The organism is Chitinophaga filiformis, from assembly GCF_023100805.1.
Classification (GTDB): Bacteria; Bacteroidota; Bacteroidia; order Chitinophagales; family Chitinophagaceae; genus Chitinophaga; species Chitinophaga filiformis_B.
This window is the reverse complement of record NZ_CP095855.1, coordinates 408,378-433,923: the sequence shown is the minus strand read 5'-3', so window position 1 is coordinate 433,923 and position 25,546 is coordinate 408,378. Positions and strand designations below refer to the sequence as shown.

Below are 25,546 nucleotides of genomic sequence, written 5' to 3'. Positions count from 1 at the left end.
TCTTTTAACTGCATTATAGCATGAAAAAATATTTGCTGGCAATAGCAGCTGCCCTTATAATGATATCCGGATGTGTAAAGGATGATGAATTCCTCAGCACAGATCCGAAAGACCTGCTTACTGACGAAGCGGTATGGAAAAGCCCGGACCTGGTGTTATCTGTACTTGCTGATCTTTATAACCGCTATCCTGAACAGCAAACCATTACCAACTGGGCTGAGTTCACCAATTTTGATGAAGCATTTCCTTCTGAATCCGGCCAGTATTGGAGAACGAAACAGGTAGATTATCCGTACGACTGGTGGAATCTATGGGATTATGGATACATCCGCGACCTGAATCTTTTTGTACAGAAATGCAGTGCTGCAAATGAACTGGAAGCTGGTGTACGTGCCCGTTTTGTAGCAGAAGCACGTTTGCTGCGCGCTGCTATTTACTTTGAAGAAGTAAAGCGTATGGGGGGAGTACCGCTGATACTGGAGCCGATGGAATATAATTTCAGCGGAGATCCTGCTTATCTGCAACATGCAAGGGCGAAAGAATCAGAGATCTACGATTTTGTGATCAGTGAGATGGACAGCGTTAAAACCGTACTGCCGGATGATGCCGGTATTAAATCGCGCGCTACCAAATGGCTGGCACTGGCCATGCAATCCAGGGCAGCATTGTATGCCGCATCCATTGCAAAGTATGGGGTGAATACGCCCTCCGTATCATTGCCCGGAGGGGAAGTAGGTATCCCGGCCGATAAAGCAGCGTCTTATTATCAGAAAGCGCTGAATGCAGCCGGGGAGATCATCAGCAGTGGCAGGTATTCGTTATATAAAAAGAAAGCAGAAGACCTGGAAGAGAACTTCGCGGCGCTTTTCTACGATAAAGCCAATAACCCGGAAGTGATCTTTGCGCAGGACTTTAAACTGAAATCCGGCAAGACACAGGAATGGACACTCGTTAACCAGCCCTGGTCATCGGCCGAAGAGCAACAGGGCGGCAGGGTGAATCCCTCGCTTAACCTCGCGCTGCTGTATGAGAAACTGGATAATACTTATAGTCCCTTTGCGACCAATAACGGGAACGACTACGTGTACTACAATGATCCTAAAGATATTTTTGCCGGCAGAGATGCGCGTCTTGGAGGTACGATCATCCTGCCTGGCACCAAATTTAAAGGTGTACCGCTGGATATCTGGGCAGGTGTCATGTACTGGAAAGACGGAAAGTACAACATTATCACCGGCGATAACTTCGGAGACCTGGACAGTATTCCGGTAGCCGGCGCCCCTAAAAGCTCCCAGGTGGTAGGCACCGACGGACCGGTAGACGGATTGCAGTTCAGCGCCCAGACAGGTTTCTTTGTGCGTAAGTTCATGGACCCTACGGTAGGCTCCGGCCAGATCGGTACCCGCAGTGATGTATGGTGGGTACGTTACCGTTATGCAGAAGTATTACTGAACGCTGCTGAAGCAGCTTTTGAACTGGGACAGCCAGGCCTTTCATCCACTTATATTAACCAGCTGAGAGAGCGGGCTGGTTTTTCAACCCCATTGCCGGAGGCCGCCATTTCCTTCGACAGGATTGTTCATGAAAGACGCGTGGAACTGGCCTTTGAAGGGCATGAAATGTTTGACAACAAGAGATGGCGCCTGGCGCATAAAGTATGGAATGGAGAGACCATATCGGCGGCAGACGTGGTGAGCAACATTGGGAGAGCAGATAAGGTCAATACCATGATTTACGGGCTATGGGGATATAAGATATTCAACCCGGGAAATCCTAACCATGGAAAATGGGTATACAGGGTGGTGAAACCATCCAATGTGACCGCCGCCCACCGTTTCAATTTCGGAAACTATTATTCCCGCATCGGTTCAGACATTCTCAGTAACAATCCCAAACTGGTAAAGAATCCCAACAACTAAAAAAAGGCGACATGAAAAAGATATTTGTATATACAACATTGATACTGACTGCCTTTTCCTGCAGGAAAGACAATTACGAGGCGCCATCGGCTGTGCTGTCGGGGCATATAACCTACCAGGGAGTGCCGGTGAATGTCAGTTCAAAAGATGTAACTTTCGAATTGTGGGAACCCGGCTGGGGTAAGAACGGCGCCATTAATGTAGCTGTAAATGAAGATGGCTCTTACTCCGCATTGTTGTTCAACGGTAACTATAAACTGATCATCCCTCCGTCCCAGGGACCTTTCAGGTCCATTACCGATCCGGAGACCAAGTCAGACACGATGCTGCTGACTATCAATGGGACCCGGCAGATGGACATTGAGGTGATGCCCTATTATATGGTCAGGGATGCCAAAATGGAATTGGGCGGTACCAGGGCGGTCAACAGCAGCTGCCGCCTGGAGAAGATCATCACCGACGCAAATGCCAGGAACGTGGAAACCGTGTTCCTGTACCTGAACCAGACCCGGTTTGTAGATGCGACCAATTACATTGCGCGCGCTTCCCTGGCTGGAACCGATATCAGCGATCCTGCCAATGTACACCTGAGTGTGAATATTCCTGATGTCATTTCAGGGAATGGTATCACGGGCAACCAGGACTATGTATTTGCGCGTATCGGCGTAAAGATCAGTGGTGTGGAAGACCTGTTGTTTTCTGAGGTGCAGCAGATTAACATTAAATAATGATGATAAGAACATTTATTTTCCTCCTGCTCCTGGCAGGAACTGTGGCGCAGGCGCAGGATACTTTCCGTAATCCGCTGTTGTCCAAAGGACCTGATCCCTGGTGCGTCTATAAGGACGGTTACTATTATTATATGCACACCATGGGCGATCACCTGGAGCTCTGGAAAACGAAGAACATCGCTTTCCTGAAAGATGCAGCACATAAGACGATATGGACGCCGCCTGCAGCCGGGCCTTTTTCAAGGGATATCTGGGCGCCGGAGATCCACTTTCTCAGGGGTAAATGGTATGTCTATTTTGCGGCCGATGGCGGTGATAATCAGTATCACCGGATATATGCCCTGGAGAATAGTTCGGCCGATCCGATGAAGGGCGATTGGGTCTTCAAAAGCAAGGTAGCGGACGTGGAAGATAAATGGGCGATCGATGCAAGTGTTTTTGAACATCGCGGAAACTTATATATGATCTGGTCCGGATGGGAAGGCAACAGGAATGGCCGGCAGGATATTTATATCGCAGCCATGAAAGACCCGCTGACAATCAAAGGAAAAAGGGTAAGGATATCAAAGCCGGAATACGCGTGGGAAACGAAAGGAGACATAGGCGATCCCAATCTCCGGCATATAGATGTGAACGAAGGGCCGGAAATGCTGAAATACGGGAAGAAGCTGTTCATAGTATATTCAGGATCAGCCTGCTGGACAGACGACTATGCATTAGGTATACTTGCTGCAGATGAAGACAGCGATCTGCTGGACCCTGCATCCTGGAAGAAGAAGCCTGAATCAGTGTTCAGGCAATCAGTTGAAAATAATGTATATGCACCAGGACATAACTCTTTCTTTACTTCACCGGATGGGAAGGAGTACTGGATACTTTATCATGCGAACGATCATCCCGGCGATGGCTGCGGAGATAAACGCTCGCCGCGTATCCAGCGTTTTACCTGGGATAAGGACGGGTGGCCTGTATTTGGGAAGCCTGTCAGCACCGACTCTTTATTAAAAAGTCCCCGCACATAGCGGGGACTTTTGCTTTCTGACTATTTTTTTCAAGGATTAAACGATCGTGGTATTGTTAGATTGGCAAAGCTGTGTTAACTTTTGTTAATGAATTTATCGGTTCGTGCCCAAACGCTGGTACTGCCGTTTATTTTCAACCTGTTTTATGTAGATTTAGATAGTTTATACTTTATCAGTTTATCATCATGCCGTCAATCGTTTTACATTACGTTATCATTGCGAGCATTACAGTTATGTTTATTTTAGTGAATAGGTTCTACGGTCACAAGACTAGCATCAACTGGAAGGAGAACAATGAACAGCTTTAAGAGCCACGCATCAGGTAACCCCCGCGTTATAGAGTAGCATCAAGCTTCTGTACTGAAGATGCAGTTTATATCCTATGCCTATACCTTCAGCAGTAGTGTCGTACACGCTATTTTTTATTAGTCTACAAAAATAATGGACTATTTTTTGGAAAATAGGATCTGCCATTCTATCTTTGTTATCACCACCCTAATTAAGCCACCATTAATTAGTTGATTTATTGAAATTAACTAACACTGTTCAACATGTACAACTTCCTTCGTTCTTCCGGCTGTATGCCCTGTTGTTGTAGCTAATCCTGCCTTTAGCAAGGCGTTTCCCATTCATTTGTCAGATATACTCTACAGCTGACCGCTAAGCGGAAGGAGATCGCCATGCCCTGAACTATCAACCATTCAAACCAAATCTACTCTCATGAAGACAATTACCCGCATTGGAGTAAAAGGCCTGCTGGCCACTGTACTTCTCAGCAGCACTGTACTCGCAGCAGAGAAAAAGCCTCTCTTCTTAAAAGAAGGCGTATGGCGTGGCGTTTTTACTGTCAACGAAGCCACAGTGCCCTTCAATTTTGAACTGAAGGGGAAAGACCCTGAGCATGCTGTTTTTACACTCATCAACGGTCAACGCCGCGATGAGTTTAAAGTGAAGCGTATTGCAGACGATTCACTGTTTATCAAGATGAATACTTACGACGCTGCACTGGTGGCAAAGGTCGAATCGGATGGCCGCATTACCGGTGAATACAGAAGCCTGGTGCCTAATTTCCGCGGCAATGCATTGCCTTTCGTCGCAGAAGCCGGTAAGAAATACCGCTTTGTGGAGCCGGGAAAAAATGTCAAACCTGCATACGATCTCTCCGGCAAATGGGAACTGCAGATCTATAGTAAAGACCCTACGCCCAACCGTATCGGATTACTGAAACAGGAAGGCAATAAACTGACCGGTGTGATCATGTCGGTAGTGGGCGACAGCCGTGAACTGGAAGGTACTGTACAGGGCGACCAGTTTGAGTTGTCCGGGTTTACAGGTCCGAGCCCTATTTATATAAAAGGAAAGATCAATGATGATCAGTCTTTCAGCGGAGAGCTGAGCCTGGGCATCTACAACAATGTAAAGTTTGACGGCAATAAAAATGCGGAAGCAGAATTGCCGGACCCATACAAACTGACTTATCTCAAAGAAGGATATAATAAGCTGGATTTTACTTTGCCCGATCTGAACGGCAAACAGGTTTCACTGAGTGATGCCAAGTACAAAGGCAAGGTGGTCATCGTAGAGATCATTGGCACCTGGTGCCCTAATTGTACAGACCAGACAGCATTCCTTGCTCCCTGGTTCAAAAAGAACAAAGCGCGTGGCGTAGAGGCTATTGCCATTGGTTTTGAGCAGAAAGATGATCTCGAATATGCCAGGTATACACTGGGTAAATTAAAAGATAAATACGGAATTGAATATGATATTCTTTTTGGTGGCATTGCTGATAAGAAAGTGGCTTCGGAAAAACTTCCGGCCCTCAACCGCATGATGGCCTTCCCTACTACCATCATTATTGATCGTAAAGGAGAAGTAAGGCAGATCCATACAGGTTATACTGGAGAAGTAACCGGTCAGTACTTCCAGTCATATGTGGAGAAATGGAACAAAGACCTGGATGAGCTGATCGGAGAACCAGCTCCGCAGGATGTTGCCAGCCTGCATTAAACAATACTATATCATCGGATGATGATCACATATGTTCCCGGTTCTACATGTTGTTTCTGTTGTCATGCCTGTAGGGCTGTGCTGACGGCCTTACAGGCTCTTTAAAATGCGAATTATTATGAAACTCTTCCAACACGCAGCCTCCTTTGCGTCTATAGGTGTAATAGCTGTCATCACAGCATTTACTGTACAGGTAAAAAATACACAGGCCATACCTGCAACTGTTAATGATAATATTATTGCAGCGAATAAAGTAACGGCATTCCAGGTAGATAATAAAAACAGTAAACTGCTGTGGACTGCACGCAAAGTAACGGGCGAGCATACAGGTACTATCAACATCAGCAGCGGCACATTGAATGTAGAGAACAGCGCTTTAAAAAGCGGCAGTTTCAAACTGGATACACGTAGTATCACAGTGACAGATATTAAAGATGCCGAGGGCAATGCGAAGCTTACAGGACATCTGAAAAGTGATGATTTCTTTGCGGTGGAAAGATATCCTTCAGCCGATTTCGTTATCACAGGTATCAAACCTCATGGCGGTAACGAATATAATCTGACAGGTAAACTAACCATCAAAGGAATTACCAACGATATCAGTTTCCCCGCTACCATCAAAGTAGATAAAGATAAACTGACTGCTGCGGCAAAGGTGAAAATAGACAGGACGAAGTATGACATCAAATACCGTTCGAAAAACTATTTTGAAAACCTGGGCGACAAAGCTATCTACGACGATTTCGATCTGGATATAACATTGGTGGCAAATGCACAGTAATGAAGCAGTGGTATATAGCTGGCATATTAACATGTGCCGTCATGTTGCTGGCCTTTCATTCAGAGCAACCGTTAACACGTGCACAACTGGGAGAACAGTTGTTCTTCGATCCGATATTATCCGGAGACAGGACCATCAGTTGCGCTTCCTGCCATAAACCGCAGTTTGCATTTGCAGACACTGTTGCATTCAGCCAGGGCATTCATGGTCAGCTCACCAGGCGGAATACGCCTTCTATCACCAATCAGCGTGGCAGGCCCAGTTTCTTTTGGGATGGGCGCAGTGCTTCGCTGGAAGAGCAGGCAAAGCAACCGATCATCTCAGCAGCTGAAATGGGCTTGCCTATAGAGGAAGCGGTAAAACGGCTGAATGCAGACAGTAGTTATGTGCGTGCTTTCAGGACATTGTTCAACAGCGTGCCGACTGAAAGAAATCTGCTAAACGCGCTCGCAGCATATGAGCGCACACTGGAAACAGCCAACAGTCCTTATGACAGATATATTAACGGAGACGATCATGCCATTTCGCCGGAGGCCGCCAGGGGCAGGTTGTTATTCATCGGCAAAGCAAATTGCAGCAATTGCCATTCCGGGGAAGATTTCACTGCCGACCGCTTTAAGAACATCGGTTTGTACAATGGCACTACACTGGCAGATGCCGGGCGCTTTGAAGTAACAAAAGACAGTGCCCAAATGGGTTTCTTCAAAGTGCCCGGTCTCCGGAATGTAGCCGTTACCGCGCCTTACATGCATAACGGTATGTTTAAGACGCTGCGTGAAGTGATACAATACTATAACAAACCGGATGCGATTGTAGACAATGGTATCAAACGGGATCTTTCACTAAATACACCATTGAACTTAACAGACACAGAAATAAACGAACTGGAGGCATTTCTAAAAACATTGACAGACGACCGTTTCATCAACCAATAATCAGTCCGCCGCAGGCGGAAACCTTATCTTATAACTTAATAAACATGAGAATCTTTACTATCAGTTTTTTACTGCTGGTTGCAGGCAATATTGCGCAGGCACAGTCGCAGGAGAAGGATACACTTACCCGGCGTCATCTGGGTGAAGTGCAGATAGTTGGTTCCCGTAGCGTGACCCGTACGCGGCTGAATGCGCCGGTACCGGTAGATGTCATTAACCTGAGGTCTTTACAGGAAAACGCCCCACAGACAAGTGTTACTCAATTGCTGCAGTACATCTCGCCCTCCTTTCACTCAGTGAATGGCAGCAACGCCGGCGATGCAGGTTCCGCACTCAATCTTGCGCAATTAAAGGGATTGGGTGTGGACCAGCTGCTGGTGCTTGTAAACGGGAAAAGAAGGCATAAGAGCGCCAATATCAACTGGGGAGGCCTGGGTAACGGGGCTACAGGATATGACCTGAATGCCATCCCTTCAGGAGCAATAGAGCGCATTGAAATACTCAGGGATGGCGCTGCGGCACAATACGGTTCTGACGCTATTGCAGGCGTGATCAACATCGTACTGAAGAAGTCAACAGATGATATTAACGTCAGTTCAACTGCCAGCGTAAGGCGCCGGGGCGACGGATTAACAACACGCTCCAACATCAGCTACGGCATTAAGATAGGACAGCAGGGAGGTTACCTGCACCTCACCGCCGAATTTGCCACACAGGGTATTGCATTGCCGGCAGGCCGGAAGGATGCGGGGTTGTATAATGGGCCTATCTACGGTGGCGGCGCCAATACCCGCGGCTATGATGCCATCTACACAAAAGAAATAGATGACGCCATACTGGCCAGCCGTGGTATAGACCGTCATTACTTTGACCAGCGGGGCGGCGGGTCTAACAAGGCCAAAGATGCACTGCTGGCATTCAACGCAGCCGTTCCTCTCAAGGATGGTGTGGAACTGTATACATTTGGCGGCATCAGTCACCGTAACTCCGAGTTCACGGCCGTGTACCGCCTGCCGGGATGGACGGAAAGAAATAATTCCTTCCTGTATCCCGACGGCTTTCTGCCCGAAATGGACAATACGATTACCGACAAATCTATCGCCATCGGCGTCAAAGGGAAATTAGGGGAATGGACAGCCGATCTTTCCAATGTATATGGCAGGAATGATTTCGGGAATGTAATAGACAATTCCCTGAATGCAAGTTATGGTTTAAAGAGTCCCACTACTTTCGATGCGGGGCGTTATAACGCGTCGCAGAATACGGCGGGACTGGACGTTTCCAGGTACTTCGACAAGGCGCTGAAAGGTATTAATGTAGCCTTTGGAGGACAGTACCGGGTAGAAACGTACCAGATCATTGCCGGAGAAGAAGCATCTTATGCAAAAGCAGATCTGAGAACAGTGTACAACATTGACACGAGTGCGGGGGGAGTACCTTATCTCTCCTCTGCCGGCCTGATAGCGCTGAATGGCCTGTCGCCTGGATCGCAGATACATGCAGGGTTCAGACCTGCCAATGAAGTAAATGTTAACCGGGCTGTTGCCGCAGGTTATCTCGATATTGAAGCCAACATTACCAGCAGCTGGTTATTGTCGGCCGCCATCAGGGCAGAGCATTTCTCTGACTTTGGCAATGTTACTACCTGGAAAGTTGCCAGCCGTTACAGCCTGGCTAAATGGCTGGCCTTCCGGGGAGCCTATAATACCGGTTTCCGTGCGCCCGATCTTGCACAATTCTACTATACAGAAACCTCTACCACCTTCCAGCAGGGACGCGCGGTAGACCTGGTCACCGCATCCAACAAAAGTGCTGCTGCAAGGGCCTTGGGCATACCTTCCCTGACACCGGAAAGATCGAAAGGTTTCAGTGCCGGTATTACTTCCCAGCCGGCGCCAAGAGCAGAGTTAACACTGGATGCTTACCATATTGACATTGAAAACCGGGTAGGCAACACGGGCAATTTTTCCGCCCTGGACACCCATCTGCCGGAAGATGTAAGAACGCTCTTGTTGCAAACAGGCACGACACAGGCTAAATTCTTTTATAACGCCTTCAGCACGCGTACCAGGGGTATTGAGTTTACGGGCAGTTATAAATTGCTGTTAGATAATGGCACATTGTCATTCCTGGCGGGCGCTAATTTTTCGCGCAATGAAGTGACAGGTGTGAATACGCCCAGAGGGCTGGAAGCCTATCGTTACGTCATCTTCAGTGAAGCGGAGAAGGCCCGTGTAACGACCAATATCCCGCAGCAAAAAATAACCCTGCAGGGCGTATACAATGTACGTAAGTGGAACTTCCTGTTACGCAGCGTCTATTTCGGCGCTGTAACCACAGCTACAGCCCTGAATGCCACCTTTCCCAGGCCAGATTATTTTTTCCAGGAACTGAAGCCCGTTTGGGTAACAGATCTGTCTGTAGGATACCATTTCACCCCACAATTGCTGGCTACAGCAGGTGTAAACAATGTCTTTGATGTGTTGGGCGATTATACAGATCCTGCTATAGCGGGCCTGCGTAATCCGACAGTGGTGGGTATACAGAATGGAAGCGCCGGTATCCAGCCTTTTGCCAGGTTACTGGCGAAGTTTTAAACGTGCCTGCCGGCACAACAAAATGAAGCACATGCATATCATGAACCATATTCATCCAGGCGGCCTGTTGGCCCGTTTTACCGGAGTACTGCTTGTTGTTGGTGCATTGGCTGCCTGCAGCAAGGCTGATTACCTGGATGTGAATGCCGGTGAAAGACCACCGCTCAATGCAAAGATCAGCTTTGTAAATGCGCGCCCGGTAAATACTCCTTTACAGTTCTGGGCCTTTACAACGCAGGTAACGGCAACAGCCGTGGGTGTTGGCCAGGCCTCGGCCTATCTGCCAACCGTATTTGGCAATGTGCAGATCAATTTCACGGAAGGTACAGGTACCAGTTATAAGCTGTCGCGCCAGTTTGGCAACCAGGTGGCCTTTACTGCCAGTGGCGGGCCTAATGGGCCTATAGCAGGTTATTACCATACGGTATTTGCAGCTGCCAGTAAAACAGATATTACGAAAGACACCCTCATACTATTCTACGACAACCTGCAGCCTCCAGCCGCCGGTAAGGCCAAACTACGCTTCGTTCACCTGGCGCCGGGCATCCCGGCAGTCAGTATCACATTACAGCAGCAGGGCCGGAAAAGCCTGTTGTTCGGGAGCGTGGATTATGGTCGCGCCGGCGGTTCTGTGCTGGCGGGCGACAGCCTGCATGTATGGTCGCTGGGGCCCTTTATCGAAGTGCCTGCGGGTGCTTCGGGGCTGGAGGTGAGTAGCGCTTCGGACAATAGCCCACTTGCGATTGAAGGAGAAACATTTGCTAACCTGACGCTGGAAGCGGGAAAGAGTTATACTGTTTTCCTGTACCAGGTACCAGGCAAGCCGGCGACAGGAGGCGCTGTCATTACACATCTTGAGAACTAACAACAGAACATATCATGCAACTGAAACCTGTAACAACCATTAGCGGATACACCAGGGAACGGTTTACGGCCGAGTTCCTGGAACCGGGTATCCCTGTGCTCATAAAGGACTTTATTCGCCCCGAGAGTGAAGCGCTCACAAAATGGAATTACGATTATTTCCGGCAGGAAGCGGGCGATGTGATGGTAGGTGTGCATAATGAAGAGAATGCACATCTTGACAAGGCTACGAGTCAGCCGGCTGAAAAAATGAGATTTGGCGACTACTTGGATCTGATCGAGTCAAGGCCCACCGTCAGGCGCCTGTTCCTGTTTAACCTGCTGCGGGAGCGGCCGGATATCAAAAAGCAGTTGAAGGTGAACAAACTGGCAGATAACCTGCTTACCTGGCTGCCCTTCCTCTTCTTCGGAGGCGAGGGCTCTTCCGTGCGCTATCACTACGATATCGACATGTCACACGTCTTTCTGTCGCAGTTTAAAGGCATCAAAAAAGTATGGTTGTTTCCTAATGAACAATCGGATCTTTTATACCGGTTGCCCTGGAATTTTCATGGCATTGCCGATCTGCGCAATCCTGACTATGATGCTTTCCCCGCGCTCCGTCATTTGAATGGCTGGGAGTGTTCGCTGCATTTCGGAGAAACGCTGTTCATCCCTTCCGGTTACTGGCATTACATCCAGTACGAAACAGAGGGTTATTCCGTTGCTTATCGTGCTTTGCCGGTATCTATGCTGAAGCGGGCAGTAGGCGTGCGGAATATCTTCATAACGCGGCGTTTTGACGATGCCATGCGGAAGATACTGGGAAAGAAATGGTTTGACTACAAGATGAAGACGGCATACAGGAGAGCTGAGAGAGCTGTGAAAAGAACATAGTTGTGCTGAAAGAGCATTATCTGTAAAGTCAATCCTGACTGCTGGAATAAAACTGTAAAGCGTTTTTGTTCGTTCGCCTCAAGTTCGGTACAGCTTCGCTCGACCTAGCCTAATCCTCCCTTAATCCTCCCTTCCGAAGGGAAGATTAAGGGAGGATTAGGCTAGGTCGAGCGAAGTTCTGCTAAACCTCTACCCGATAAATCCTGGTTTCGGTTTACCCGATCCCCGGGGGGCTATATAGCTTTGGAACGGCTTACAAACGGCTTTGAGATAGCTTTAGCCTGCGTTCATCTTACGTTCAAGACGTAAGATGAACGCAGGCTAAAGCTATCTCAATCGAATCTCAAACGAACATCTAAGGAATAGAGGTGCGGGTAAGTAGCGGCACATGATGAAATTATCATCATCTGTAAAGTAAATCCTGAACCGGGTTTGTTGCCTGGAGAAAAAACAGATTGGCCCTCATCGGAGCATCTTTCAGTGGAGTTTAGTTTAAATAGTTGTTAATCAATTTATTGTGTGGTGTTGAGGGATGTGAAAAATGCGTATTTCCCGCATCATTTTTCTACTTAGCTTTGTGATGTAATCAGAAAAAAAGCCGGTAAATAGGTTGGTTGATCCCGTTTGTGTTTACCCGCATTTTCCCAAAAATTCCGCGCTATCAGCGCGTTTAAATAAACAGGTATTTCGTTACTGAGGCGGGCGCTATAGCGGCTCCTGCGCTACTAAGCGAATGACTGAAACAAGTTCTTTGTATAGTATACGTCTGTTGGCTGCAGATATCCCCCGTAGGTGTAATTCACCGGAGCATTGTGCAGATCAGTGGAAAGTGAAGCGTCTGTATCCGGTATGATCATTTCACATTGAACACAAATCCGATCCCGTATACGTTCTTGATGCTGATGCTGGGATTCTGCTGGAAATATTTCCTGAACCTGGAAATGAACACATCCAGGCTGCGGCCAACGAAATAGTCGTTGGAGCCCCAGACCTTGGTAAGGATCTCTTCCCGTTTTATGACGCGGTTCACATTGTGGAAGAACAATACCAGGAGATCGCATTCACGCGGTGTAAGCACTATTTCATCGCCCTGTTCTGTGATCAGTTTCAGGGAATCAACAAATAGCTGTGTATTGCCTATGGTGATGACATTGTTAGCCTTTACAACTTCCGGCGCTACCACGGGTTGTTTGCGTTTGATGATGTTACGGATGCGCAGTACCAGCTCATCCACATCGAAGGGCTTCACGACATAGTCGTCAGCCCCTATTTTAAGGCCGTTCAGGCGGTCGGTTTTTTCTCCGCGGGCGGTCAGGAAAAGAAATGGTACCTGGTTATTGATCTTTACGACGTGTTCGGCCAGTTCGAATCCGTTCATCCCGGGAAGGTTCACATCGATCAGCAGTATCTGATAGCGTTCAGGAGCTCTTTTGAAGTCTTCCAACGCATCACTGCCGCTTTGTTGCCAGTTTACCTCAAAGTCCATCAGCTCCAGGTATTGCTTTACTACATTACCCAGATCTGCTTCATCCTCTACTAATAAAATACGATGTCTCATGGCTTTCAATTTTAATTTGAAGCAGCGACGTGTTTACGTTTTTACAAAAATTATTATACAGGTATCACGATTACAAATGTAGTCCCTTTTCCTACTTCACTGTCTACTTTTAATTTCCATTGATGAGCATCTATGCACTGTTTCACATAATGCAGCCCCAGTCCCAATCCCTTTGTGTTCTGCGTCAGATCTTTCTGATATCTGTAAAATTTCTCAAAAATATGTTTGAGCGTTTCCCTGGACATGCCGATACCGGTGTCTGAGACCGTAATGTAAATATTCTCCCTGTCATTGCTGATCAACACTACCAGGTCTTTGACAGGCTGGAGATTATACTTCACTGCATTGTCCAGTATATTCAACATTAAGGTTGTAAAATGAAAACTATCCAGGTTCACTACCAGGTCTTCTTCCGCAGGCGTAAACGCGATCTGCACATTGGAAGAAGAGAACTTGATACTGAAGTCGGTCAGGATCTCACTCACCAGCATATTCAGATGATGCGGCTTTTTCTGTACGAACAGCTTATCTACCGTAGCAAGGTCCAGCACCTGTCCGAACAGCAGTTTCAAACGGTGAGACTGCCGCTCTATGACGTCTGACAGCGACTTGATAGCCATTTTATTGTCCAGGATCTTTTCGTTCTGAATGTTTTTATTGGCTACCATAATGGCCGACAGCGGTGTATGGAATTCATGCGTAATGTTATTGATAAAATCAGTTTTAACATCTGAAAGGCGTTTCTGCTTTATCCAGTTCCGCATGGTGATGAAAAATAATAAAATAATGGCTAACATGGACAGCAGCGACATGGTGAGCATGAGGCGCATCTGCCTGAATACCATCTGCCGGCGGTTAAAAGGTTCAGCATGGAAGCTGAAGGCCATGGCGTAAGTATAAGGCGCCGGGTTACTGACATTCAGTCTGGCCACCTGGCTACGTTCATCAGGGTTCTTCAGATCACCATAAATGCGGATGCCGTCAGACCATTGCAGGGAATCGTCTATCAGTTCATATTTTTTCCGGCTGTCGTAGATAGTGATATACTGTCTGTTGCCGGTCATCATATCGATCTTTGAAATGTTCAGCGCATATCGCAGTGAGTCAGTGATGTTTTCTTTTTTACGGATCTGCTGCATCAGGCTGTCGACCGTCTGCCCCTTTATAAGCCGGTGGAATATTTTGTTTAATAACTGCTGAGAATATACCTGGAATTTAGTGGTGTCGGTATTGTAAAGTTGTTCCAATGTTCTGAGCTCAGGCACCAGGACGCTGTCTATGATTGCTTGTCCCCCGGGATATAACTTATCATTGGTGATCGCCTTGCTGTATTCGTCATTGATCTTACTTTTTTTCTCGTAGTAGAAACGCCTGTTAAGCAGATCATAGGTATTGTAGACCAGAATAAACTGAACGAGCGCTAAAACAAGAAAGCAGACGATAGACGTTGTTATATAGATCTTAAAGGGATGCTTCATCAAAAAATTCCTGAAAGACAAATATATTCTTTCAGATGGCAGTTTCAGTAAACTCCATAATTTTCTAATCATATTTAAATATTGGAAATTTAACTTTTATTCACAATCTGTTTAAGATTGTTTACACTTCGTTTGCTTTCCATTTACAACTTTTCTACAGATGCTTTGCTATCTTCGGTTACCGGCATATTATTTCAACAATCGCATGATCAATTGCCGGATCTTCAGATACAGACAAGTCCTGCGGGACCTTTGTGCTAATTACCACGAAATAAGTACTCAGCCATCTTTAGAGATGAAACAAACTACAGGCTGTACATAGTGTGCGGCTTGTAGGTTGTTAACCCGTTAATTTAAATGCAGGGAAGATAGCTATAATAGCTATAAAAAGCGAGCACGTACCACTGCCTGGTGGAAAGGAACAATTTCACAGGCGGTATAAGATGCCGGGCCATATGTTTCCCGCATATGGAAAAATACTCCAATTTTTGGAAGTTGCAGATCGAAACAATTCCTATTATGCCAATATAGCCGGGCTTGCCCCTACATTCCCGTCATATGGATGAGCTTTTCCTGTAAATGTACTGATTTTCAATGATTTTAAGCTGGTTTATGGTGGGTTGACAAGGAGCATAACCCGCTCTGGCGCATACATAACGCGCATTTTTTACCCCGTAGAGCGCCTCAAGGCTTTGGAGTTGGGGAGAATTATTCCACATCCCCACTCCTAAAAACATACTGGCAAATAATTTGTTCTATTTAGTATGTCAGCTTATTACTAACCCATTTAAATGTGAGATTATGAAGAAGTATTCGAGCAGGGGGCAAGAGGCGAAGAAGATAAGTGTAAAGGGAACAGTAGCAGATCAGACAGTGAACAGTGACAACTTTAGTGTACCCCGGGCAGTCAGCAGCCAGTAAATAAATATATCAAACTTATGCTCTCTAATTAATCTGCCATGGAGTGATTCCATGGTATGACCTCCTTATTAATTGATTGTTTTAATTGTTTGTTATGGAAAGGCGTACAATAACAGTTTATATCGAAGGTAGATCGTATCAGCTAGCGATCACTGTAGACGATGTTGCTCAGGAAACAACATACGAAGTAATTACCAGCGGAAATATTCTCAGGGACTTTATGCCTGAAGAAATAGACTGGCAGGATGATCGTATGATCACTCCGGATGAAAGGGTGAAGACTATTGAAAGTGAACAGATTGCCCGCATCATCTGGACAGACATACTGGATATGATGGAACATTAATATTTGCTCTCTTCATATACCCACTCATTTTGACTCCAATATTACCATTCATATAAAAGTCTACACAAATAGTAGACTTTTAAAAATGAACTGCATATATTTGCATCGATTATCATTGTGCTCCCACCAAGAGACTAAATGCAGTAACCGGTAAGGTTACACTCTGCGCATTATAATCAACCAAGAATCCAAGTCTCAGTTATCTGATGTTTAAGCTACGAATGCCATTTTGGGCCTGCGTTGCAGGGACCCTTATGATTGCCTGTGAACGCCGTAATGCAGCTATGCCGGAACATTTCGGATATGGCCGGCCTGCTACGGAGAAAGAGATAGCCGCTAAAGCTATTGCTATTCGTCCGGACGGCGTCGGACTACCTGCGGGTAGTGGTACTGTACAGGATGGCGCTTTGATCTATGCCGGGAAATGTGCTTCCTGTCATGGTGCTACCGGTGTGGAAGGACCATACAACATACTTGTAGCGCCTGATACTGCAGATGCACTGCCTTTCGACCAGGCGCCCAAACGTGTGAAGGCTATTGGCAATTACTGGCCATATGCCACCACCATCTTCGACTATGTGCGTCGTGCAATGCCTTTTAATGCGCCTGGCTCACTGTCAGATAATGAAGTTTACAGCGTCACAGCCTGGCTCTTACATGCCAACAAACTGATTGACGCAGATGCTGTCATCAATGCGAAAACCTTACCTGGCATAGTCATGCCTGCCAGGAAATATTATGTCACAGACAGCAGGAAAGGAGGGGACGGACCATATGAATAACCATATGTGTCGTACAAAACTGTAATTCGAAATAGAACTTAATATGAGTCAAAAGATGACGCGTCGTCGCCTTTTGCTGGGAGGTGCTGCCACAGCTGCTGTGGTGCTGGTAGAGTCATCTTTTGGCAAAATGGTTCAGACAGGTATTCCCGAGGCGGCTGTGGATCCTACCAAACAAGTGGGACCGCTGCCCGGTGTACTGGGTACGAGATCTCCGTTTGAGCATCCGCAGCGAAAGCCTTCTCTCACTTCTTCACAGACGCCCTTGCAGGATCTCTATGGCATGATCACGCCATCAGACCTGCATTTTGAACGGCATCATGCGGGGGTGCCTGCTATTGATCCCAACAGCTATGAATTGATGATACATGGTATGGTGGACAAGCCGACTGTGTTTTCACTCGCCGATCTGAAGCGGTTTCCATCTGTATCCAGGATCTGCTTCATTGAATGCTCAGGCAATTTCAGAAAACCGGACAAAGAAAACATAACGCCGCAGGACATCTGCGGGCTCACCAGCCAGAGTGAGTGGACCGGCGTGATGTTGTCCACGCTGTTCAGAGAGGTAGGTGTGCATCCCAAGGCCAGCTGGTTCCTGGCAGAAGGTTCAGACGCAGCAGTGATGACGCGCAGCATTCCCGTCAGTAAAGGCTGGGAAGATGCTATGATCGTTTATGCACAAAATGGGGAGGCCATTCGCCCCCAGCAGGGATATCCCGCAAGGTTGCTGCTGCCGGGGTGGGAAGGCAACACCAGTGTGAAATGGATACGGCGTATTGAATTGTCGGACGGCCCTTTCATGACGAGAGAAGAGACATCAAAATACACAGAACCTGTAAAAGATGGCAAGATCCGGCAGTTCAGTTTTACGATGGATGCCCGCTCAATTATCACTTATCCTGCGTACCCTGCACAGCTGCAGAAAGGATGGGTGGAAATAAGGGGACTTGCCTGGAGCGGGCGCGGTAAGATCCGCCAGGTAGAGATCAGCACAGATGCCGGAAAGACCTGGAACGCTGCGCGCCTGCAGGAACCTGTATTAGACAAGGCACATACTTACTTCAGATACCTATGGCAATGGGACGGGGACACCACAGCTATTATGAGCCGCGCTATTGATGAAACAGGCTATGTACAACCTTCACTGGAAGAACTGATCGCTGCACGTGGTATCGGTACAGGATATCATCTTAACCCTGTTACAGCATGGCTGATCAGACGGGATGGGCAGGTGGTGTATAGTCCTGAGAAATGGAAATAGAATTATCAGCATAAAAACCAATCAGCTATATGACGTTCTTCGACTATGGGCATGTTCCTGCGATACGCAGACTTGCGCGAAATGCGGGTTTCCTGCTTATTCCCGCCGTACTGGGAAGCCCGGAAATATGGGGGGCGGCGCTGCCAGCAGCCGCTAAACATGCTGTTGCCAGCAATCTTCCGGCAGATGTTCCCGTAAAAGGAAAGGTAACAGATGTAAACGGCCAGCAATTGCCCGGTGTAAGTGTAATAGTAAAGGGCTCAAAACGGGGCGCCCTCACACGTATAGACGGTTCTTTCGAATTAAATGTACCTGCAGATGCCGTACTTATTTTTACCTATATCGGCTACAAACCACGGGAAGTAAAGGTGGCTGCAAACCTTCCCCTCCATGTACAACTTGAAACAGACGATAAGAAACTCAGCGAAGTAGTGGTGGTGGGGTATGGTACACAGGAACGCCGTAACCTGACAAGTTCCGTATCAACCATCAACGCTGCTGAAACGAAGAATATACCTGTGGCAGGCTTTGACGCCCAGCTGCAGGGAAAGGCCGCAGGCCTGCAGATCAACTCCAACACCGGTGTGCCGGGAGATGGTGTATTTGTACGCGTGCGTGGCACAACTTCCATTAATGCAGGCAATGATCCTTTGTATGTGGTGGACGGGGTGTTTGTGAATAATACCAGTTTGCAGACTGTCAGCACCGGTGGCCGTGCCACCTCTCCTATTGCGGACATTAATCCGGCAGACATTGCCAGTATAGAAGTATTGAAAGATGCCAGCGCCACTGCTATCTATGGTTCACGCGGCGCGAATGGTGTTGTGATCGTTACTACCAAAAGGGGGAATTACGGCGAGCGTACGAAGGTCAATGTGAATGTATCGCATGGCTTTGCAAAGGCGCCGGAATTATGGGATTTAACAACAGGGCCTCAGCATGCTGCATTGATCAATGAATACTGGATCAATACAGGCATAGACAATCCTTCCCTGAACCAGACATTTGCCAACAGGCCTTTCCGTCCTGTTGCAGAAGGTGGCCGCGGACTACCGGAAGAGCAGAAAACCTACGACAGGCTGGGAGAACTTTTCCGCACCGGCCAGCTGGCTAATTATGATCTGTCGCTGAATGGCGGTTCGGAAAAGACGAAGTTCTACATCGGCGCCGGTTATACCAAACAGGAAGCCAATATCCGTCCCGTTTTCTTTGAAAGGGCCAGCCTGAAACTGAACGTTGACCATAAGATCAATGACAGGGTACAGATAGGCGTGAGCAATGGTATTACCCGTTCCTACAGGAACCAGGCCCGCGCGGGCGACGGGCCGCAGGGTGGCTTGCTGCAGTCTGCTTTGCATACACCCACTTATCTGCCGGAAACCAATCCTGATGGCACACCTGCCCGCTGGGCCGGTTTCGACAACCTGCAGGTATTGCTGAATAACTACGATGTGCATACGATCAGTTTGAGGTATATCGGCAACGTATATGCAGAAGCGGAAATACTGCGCGACCTGAAGTTCCGTACCAGCTGGAGTGTGGATTATAACAACTATGATGAATCCGAATACTGGAATGATAAAACACAGCTGGGCGCAGCGCCTGCCAATGGCTTGGCTACATCTTCCATTACACAGAACAGTACCTGGATCAATGAACAGACATTATCCTACCGTAAGAAACTGGGCCGCGGACATTCATTTGGCGCCGTAGTGGGAAATACTATCCAGCAGAATACACTGGGAAGGACTTTCGCCCAGGGTACAGGTTTCCCGAACAATGCCTATAAGGATATTTCGTCCGCATCCACGCGTACCTCCGGCCAGACATGGACGCAGGGAACACTTGCCTCTTTCTTTTCCCGTGTTGATTACAACTACAACAGTAAGTACTACCTCGAGTTGAGCGTTCGTGCCGATGGCTCTTCCCGTTTTGGCAGTAATCACCGCTGGGGGTACTTCCCTGCAGTGGGTGCAGCATGGCGGCTGAAGGAAGAGCAGTTCCTGAAAGATGTACAGTTCCTCAGCGACCTGAAACTGAGGGCCAGCTATGGTGTGACCGGCAACCAGAGCGGCATCAACGACTATGCAGCCCGCGGCCTGTGGACGGGCGCCGGCGGCTATCCTGACGCTGAAAGCGGAGGAGACAAAGCAGCCACCGCGCCATTACAACTCGCCAACCCCGATCTGCGCTGGGAGAAGACCACACAGGCCAACCTGGGACTGGACGCAGGTTTCCTGGATGGACGTGTATCGCTGGAAGTGAATGTCTATTCAAAGAAGACTACGGATGTGCTGCTCCAGCTTCCCGTTCCTTCCAATACCGGTTATACCACCTATTACTCCAATGCGGGAGAGATCGGCAACAAGGGGTATGAAGTGGCTATCCGCTCTGAAAATATCAAGCAGGGAGATTTTACCTGGAATACCTCTTTCACCATTTCCGGCAATGTGAACAAGGTGGAAAAGCTGCCGGTACCCATCACGCAGTACAACCGTGACTGGATCAGGATGCAGCAGGGATATTCCATGTATTCCTTCTGGATGTACAAACAACAATATGTAGATCCTAAAACCGGTAATGCCGTATTCCAGGATGTGAATGGAGATGGTAGCATCACGGTAGCCGACAGGCAGATCGTGGGGAATGCCCTGCCCAAATTTTTCGGCGGTATCAATAACAGCTTCACCTGGAAAGCCTTCGATGCATCTGTACAGTTCAACTTCCAGTATGGCAACAAGGTGTTGAACCTGAACCGCTTCTTTGGAGAAGGGGGCGGTACCCGCGATGCGAACAGGGTACTGTTTGCCAGTCAGCTGAAACGCTGGCAGAAGGAAGGCGATTTCACCGACGTACCCCGCCTGACGAAAGCAGGCAACAACTACACGCTGGAACAGAACAGCCGTTTTATCGAGAATGGTTCCTTCCTGCGGCTGCAGGCCCTGACAGTAGGTTATACACTGCCTAAGTCGCTGACCAGCCGCTGGCATCTGAATGCCTTACGGGTCTACTTTGCCGGGAATAACCTGTGGCTGCTTACCAAATACACAGGACCTGATCCCGAAGCAAATGTGACCGCCACACAGACGGTACAGGGTATAGACCTGGGTACGCCGCCACAGTCCCGCACTTTGCAGTTTGGTTTGAACGTGACATTGTAGGAAACATTTAACGAAGAATATCATGAAAATACTTATCCGCATATTACCACTTGTATTACTGCTCTCTGCCTGCAAAGATTTCCTGGATGTCGAGCCCCGTGACTCCGTTTCGGATGATGCGACCATTGTTGACGAAGCCTCCGCACAAACGGCTGTCAGAGGTATGTATCGTGAATTGGGGGACGATGCCTATTATGGATCCCTTTTTCAGACCATCGGCTATTTATCGGGCGACAACATACAGTGGACAGGATCGCAGTCGGTGATACAGCAGTTCATTTCACACAATGTAAAGGCCGATAACGCCAATGTAGCCACTGTCTGGGCAGGAATATACTCCACCATCAACAGGGCCAACCAGGTGATCGGTAAAGTACCCGCCGTGGCAGATGCCACCTTTACACAGGATGAAAAGAATGCATTGACAGGCGAGGCCTATTTCATACGGGCACTGGCTTATTTTGACCTGGCCCGTACCTGGGGAGGCGTACAGCTGGTGCTGAAAGCTACCACCAACATCAACGATACGAAAGGGCTTAAAAGGAGTACGCTGGAGCAGACATACGCACAGGTACTGAGCGACCTGCAGACGGCAGAGCCTTTGTTGCCGGAAACAACTAACCGCTACCGTGCCACCCGGAAAACCGTATGGGCATTAATGGCCCGTTTTTACCTCTATAGAGCGAATTGGGAGCAGGCCGAGGCCTACTCTTCAAAACTGATAGCCGACGCAAAATATAGCCTTATAAAGCCCTATAGCGCCTTTTTTGCCAATAACGTGGTGGCCACAAACGAATCCATCTTCGAAATATCCTACAGCGCAAACAATGTGAATGCGCACAGGGGGTACTGGCAACCCCCTGCAAACGGGGGTACCCGTCAATGGGCGCCCAATGACGCCTTTATTGCGCTGATCAATGACCGGGCTGTTGGCGGCAACCGTAAGGCCGCAGTGGCCATTACCAACCAGGGACTATGGTATGGCAACTTCTATTACCGCAGCCCTGCAACAGATCCTGCTTATGTGCTGCGTATTGCAGAGCAGTACCTCATTCGTGCTGAAGCAAGGGCGCAACAGGGCAACCTGGAAGGCGCTCTGGCAGACCTCGACGCTGTGCGGGACAGGGCCGGTCTGACAGCCAGTACCGCTATTTCACAGGGCGATATTCTGCTGGCAATAGAGAACGAGCGAAGGCTGGAGTTTGCCTTTGAACCGCACCGCTGGTATGACCTGGTGAGAACGAACCGGGCCGCAACCGTATTGGGTCTAACAGACGAGCGCCGGTACCTGATGCCTATTCCTGCCGTGGAACTGAGCGCTGACAAGGCTTTGGATCCGAATCCCGGTTATTGAACACTATCCGATATTTCATCACATAAACATTGCAGGTATGGCACATCCGGCAAACTTATTACCACCGCAGGCGTGGAAAGCATCCTGGAAGATCCTTTTCCGTTTCTTTTTCATCTATTTCGTTATCCAGTGTATTCCGCTGGCCCCGGAATATTTCAGTACCCTGTTCCACGTCCACTGGGGAGGATCGGGCTTCGGAGATATTTTTTATCTCGCGAGGTATACGCCTAAGCTGCTGCCCTCTGATAGCCCTTTTGGCGGCTTTGCAGACTGGGGGATCATTGCTTTTATCGCATTGACAGGTACACTGATCTGGACTTACCTGGACAGGCAGCGCAGGGAATATAACCAGCTGTATTACTGGTTGCGCGTCATCGTGCGCTACCGCCTGGCGATAGGTGTTATCGCTTACGGACTGCTCAAACTGTTCCCACAACAATTGCCCTATCCTTCCATCAGCCAGTTAAATACCCAGTACGGCGACCTGTCGGCCTGGAAGATCTTTGCGATGAGCACGGGCGTAGTGCCTTCTATGGAAACTTTCCTGGGACTGGTAGAAACAGGCGCAGGGCTATTACTGTTCAGCAGAAGAACAGCAACTATCGGTGCAGGCATCATCATTACATTTACCGGCAATGTATTCATGTCCAATCTTGCCTATGAAGGTGGTGAATATGTATATAGCTTCTACCTGGTGATACTGGCGCTGTTCTTACTGGCATATGATGCGGTGCGTATCATTCATTTGCTGACACTGGAATTGCCTACCGCTCCCAATACGGTAAGGCCTTATTTAGCCCGGCCATGGCACCGCAGTGCAAGGGTGGTATTGAAAACCCTGTTCATCTTTTTCTTCGTAGGGCTGTATGGATATAAGACCTATGCCAGCTATAAGCATAATGGCTACCAGTACCCGGAAACGCCCGGACTGGCAGATGCCGCAGGTATTTACAACGTAACGGAGTTCCGCGTCAATAACCAGGAGCTGCCTTATTCACTGACAGACACTTTGCGCTGGAAAGATGTTGTGTTTGAGAAATGGGCTACGCTCAGTATCCGTTCCAACCGCTATGTGCATCCTGACCTGGCAAATACGGAAGAGATCTATGCAAAAGATCAGGAAAGGAATTATGAGCTGGCAGGCGCGGTGAGCAGGCATTACTATAGCTATGGCATTGATGCTTCCCGACAGGTATTATACCTGCAGAATAAGAACAGGTATCATCAGCAGGAAAAACTGGTGCTGCACTATACAAGGCCCGACAGCAGCCGGATCATTCTTTCCGGTATCAATGAAAAGCAGGACTCCGTGTATGTAGTGCTGGATAAGCTCAACAGGAAATATCCATTGATAGAAGGTCGCCGTAAACCGCTTAAACTTTAAAATCAACCTTATGTCTGATATCGCTAATTCACCTGCCATAGCGCAGGCAGCACCGATAGCGCCGGATACTGTAAACCAGGCTGCTGCTGTACCGCCAAAGCCCTGGAAGGTATATCAAAGATGGGCATTCCGTATTGCCTTTATCTTTTTTGTGATCATGAGCATTCCTACCAGCTGGAACTGGTATACACACCTTTTCACAATGGACTGGGTGCATCTGAAGTATCGTGATGTATATGATATCGCGAGGTTTCAGCCTAACCTCTGGAATGTAGACTCAGAAAGCGGTCGCTGGGGAATTGCCAGTTACGCCAGCTGGGTGGCGGCATTGGCAATAGCCGTAGCGGGAGCGGTGATCTGGAGTTTATTTGACCGCAAAAGGCTGGAGTACAATCTGCTGTACTACTGGCTGCGGGTGATAGTGCGTTATCGTGCAGGGATAGGTATTATCGGGTTTGGTTATACCAAATTGTTTCCGGTGCAGATGCCTTATCCGTCTATCTCTAACCTGCATACCAATTTCGGCGATTTCACTGCACAGAAGATCTACTGGTTGTCGATCGGCATTGTGCCCTGGTACCAGGTATTTGCGGGTATTGTGGAAGTAGGGGCAGGTATACTGTTATTCTTCCGGGGTACAGCCGCTATTGGCGCTGTATTGCTGGCAGGTGCGCTGGCCAATATCACTTTTGTGAATTTTGCTTATGATGGCGGTGTGCATATATATGCCTCTTACTTTGTATTGCTGGGAATGTTCGTACTGGCATATGATATTCCAAAGATCTACAACCTGCTGGTATTGGAACGTTATACAGTACCTGTGCATTATTATCCCAGCTTCAGCAAGGCATGGCAGAAATATGGACGCTGGGCACTGAAGGGAGTTACTTTCCTCCTGTTCGTATTTATACTGTTTTACCTGCAGATGTGGAACTTTCTGTATGATCCTTACAAGCAACCTGTTGAAAAAGGATTGACCGGTACGCGTGGTTATTACAATGTGACTGAATTCCGGCTGAATAACAAGGTGATCCCTTATTCGCCACTGGATTCGGTAAGATGGCAAAATGTAACTTTCGAAAAATGGTCTACCCTCACTTACCAGGTGAACAGGCCGGTGTGGCTGGACCTCAGCAATGGCGGTGGTTCCCCGAAAAATGATATAGACCGTAATTTTGAACTGGCGGGTGTTGCCGGCGGAAGGAGGTTCTTCTATTATGAGGCTGACACAGTAAGGCAGGAACTTTCGCTGCGGGACAAGAACAGAAGTGCATCGAACCAGGGCCGGGAACGGCAGCGGCGTAATGCAACTGATCGTCCGAATACCAGTAAGAAGAAAGACCCTCCATTTGTATTACATTATGAAAGACCCAGTGATACACGGATCATTCTTTATGGTTTAGATCAGAATAAAGATTCGATTTACGTAATTTTAGACAAAGTAGATAAGCAGTACCTGCTCTCACCCAGCAAGCTGGAAGCAGGTCAGTATTAATATATTCAATCGCGGAATCAATCATCCGGGGCAACAAAACACCGATAGGCTCCGTCAGGAGCCACAGTGTTTGT

Annotated in this window: 18 protein-coding genes; 16 read left to right on the top strand and 2 right to left on the bottom strand. The window is 48.0% G+C overall.

Annotated features, from left to right (window positions below):
- The first annotated feature begins 20 nt into the window (after positions 1-20).
- The 9 genes from MYF79_RS01845 (at position 21) to MYF79_RS01805 (ending at position 11,732) form a co-directional block, all read left to right on the top strand.
- Positions 21-1,919 carry a RagB/SusD family nutrient uptake outer membrane protein gene (locus MYF79_RS01845; RefSeq protein ID WP_247812294.1) on the top strand — a complete coding sequence of 633 codons (1,899 nt, stop codon included), beginning with the start codon at positions 21-23 and terminating at the stop codon, positions 1,917-1,919.
- Between the two features lie 11 nt (positions 1,920-1,930).
- Entirely contained in the window at positions 1,931-2,647 is a 717-nt protein-coding gene (locus MYF79_RS01840) for a DUF3823 domain-containing protein (protein WP_247812293.1), read from the top strand.
- Complete coding sequence (locus MYF79_RS01835; RefSeq protein ID WP_247812292.1) at positions 2,647-3,672, top strand: family 43 glycosylhydrolase; 1,026 nt, start codon at positions 2,647-2,649, stop codon at positions 3,670-3,672. The genes MYF79_RS01840 and MYF79_RS01835 overlap by 1 nt, the downstream gene beginning before the upstream one ends.
- Positions 3,673-4,392: 720 nt before the next feature.
- A complete protein-coding gene (locus MYF79_RS01830) occupies positions 4,393-5,679 on the top strand; it encodes a peroxiredoxin family protein (RefSeq protein ID WP_247812291.1) in 1,287 nt (428 codons plus the stop codon).
- Between the two features lie 118 nt (positions 5,680-5,797).
- Complete coding sequence (locus tag MYF79_RS01825) at positions 5,798-6,460, top strand: YceI family protein (RefSeq protein ID WP_247812290.1); 663 nt, start codon at positions 5,798-5,800, stop codon at positions 6,458-6,460.
- Positions 6,460-7,395, top strand: a complete 936-nt coding sequence (locus MYF79_RS01820) for a cytochrome-c peroxidase (protein ID WP_247812289.1) — start codon at positions 6,460-6,462, stop codon at positions 7,393-7,395. Before MYF79_RS01825 ends, MYF79_RS01820 begins: the two co-directional genes overlap by 1 nt.
- 44 nt (positions 7,396-7,439) lie before the next feature.
- The gene (locus tag MYF79_RS01815) at positions 7,440-9,992 is read left to right on the top strand and encodes a TonB-dependent receptor plug domain-containing protein (RefSeq protein ID WP_247812288.1); all 2,553 of its coding nucleotides are present in this window, start codon (positions 7,440-7,442) and stop codon (positions 9,990-9,992) included.
- Positions 9,993-10,023: 31 nt separating this feature from the next.
- A complete protein-coding gene (locus tag MYF79_RS01810) occupies positions 10,024-10,857 on the top strand; it encodes a DUF4397 domain-containing protein (protein WP_247812287.1) in 834 nt (277 codons plus the stop codon).
- 14 nt (positions 10,858-10,871) lie between these two features.
- Positions 10,872-11,732: a cupin-like domain-containing protein gene (locus tag MYF79_RS01805; protein ID WP_247812286.1), complete on the top strand. Its 861-nt coding sequence runs from the start codon at positions 10,872-10,874 to the stop codon at positions 11,730-11,732.
- An 853-nt stretch (positions 11,733-12,585) separates the two neighbouring features.
- On the opposite strand, the gene MYF79_RS01800 is transcribed toward MYF79_RS01805, so the two are convergent.
- Positions 12,586-13,290 carry a response regulator transcription factor gene (locus MYF79_RS01800; RefSeq protein WP_247812285.1) on the bottom strand — a complete coding sequence of 235 codons (705 nt, stop codon included), beginning with the start codon at positions 13,288-13,290 and terminating at the stop codon, positions 12,586-12,588.
- Positions 13,291-13,343: 53 nt separating this feature from the next.
- A complete protein-coding gene (locus MYF79_RS01795; protein WP_247812284.1) occupies positions 13,344-14,840 on the bottom strand; it encodes a sensor histidine kinase in 1,497 nt (498 codons plus the stop codon).
- Positions 14,841-15,783: 943 nt separating this feature from the next.
- Here MYF79_RS01795 and MYF79_RS01790 point away from each other — a divergent pair.
- The 7 genes from MYF79_RS01790 (at position 15,784) to MYF79_RS01760 (ending at position 25,472) form a co-directional block, all read left to right on the top strand.
- Positions 15,784-16,035, top strand: coding sequence for a hypothetical protein (locus tag MYF79_RS01790; protein WP_199653913.1), 252 nt, complete (start codon positions 15,784-15,786; stop codon positions 16,033-16,035).
- Positions 16,036-16,241: 206 nt separating this feature from the next.
- The gene (locus MYF79_RS01785) at positions 16,242-16,817 is read left to right on the top strand and encodes a c-type cytochrome (RefSeq protein WP_247812283.1); all 576 of its coding nucleotides are present in this window, start codon (positions 16,242-16,244) and stop codon (positions 16,815-16,817) included.
- Positions 16,818-16,860: 43 nt separating this feature from the next.
- Positions 16,861-18,078 carry a sulfite dehydrogenase gene (gene soxC / locus MYF79_RS01780; RefSeq protein ID WP_247812282.1) on the top strand — a complete coding sequence of 406 codons (1,218 nt, stop codon included), beginning with the start codon at positions 16,861-16,863 and terminating at the stop codon, positions 18,076-18,078.
- Between the two features lie 29 nt (positions 18,079-18,107).
- Complete coding sequence (locus MYF79_RS01775; RefSeq protein ID WP_247812281.1) at positions 18,108-21,239, top strand: SusC/RagA family TonB-linked outer membrane protein; 3,132 nt, start codon at positions 18,108-18,110, stop codon at positions 21,237-21,239.
- Positions 21,240-21,261: 22 nt separating this feature from the next.
- Complete coding sequence (locus tag MYF79_RS01770) at positions 21,262-22,593, top strand: RagB/SusD family nutrient uptake outer membrane protein (protein WP_247812280.1); 1,332 nt, start codon at positions 21,262-21,264, stop codon at positions 22,591-22,593.
- Positions 22,594-22,630: 37 nt separating this feature from the next.
- On the top strand, positions 22,631-23,977 hold the full coding sequence (locus MYF79_RS01765; protein ID WP_247812279.1) for a DoxX family protein: 1,347 nt from the start codon (positions 22,631-22,633) through the stop codon (positions 23,975-23,977).
- A gap of 10 nt (positions 23,978-23,987) precedes the next feature.
- Positions 23,988-25,472, top strand: coding sequence for a hypothetical protein (locus tag MYF79_RS01760; RefSeq protein WP_247812278.1), 1,485 nt, complete (start codon positions 23,988-23,990; stop codon positions 25,470-25,472).
- Positions 25,473-25,546 lie beyond the last annotated feature (74 nt).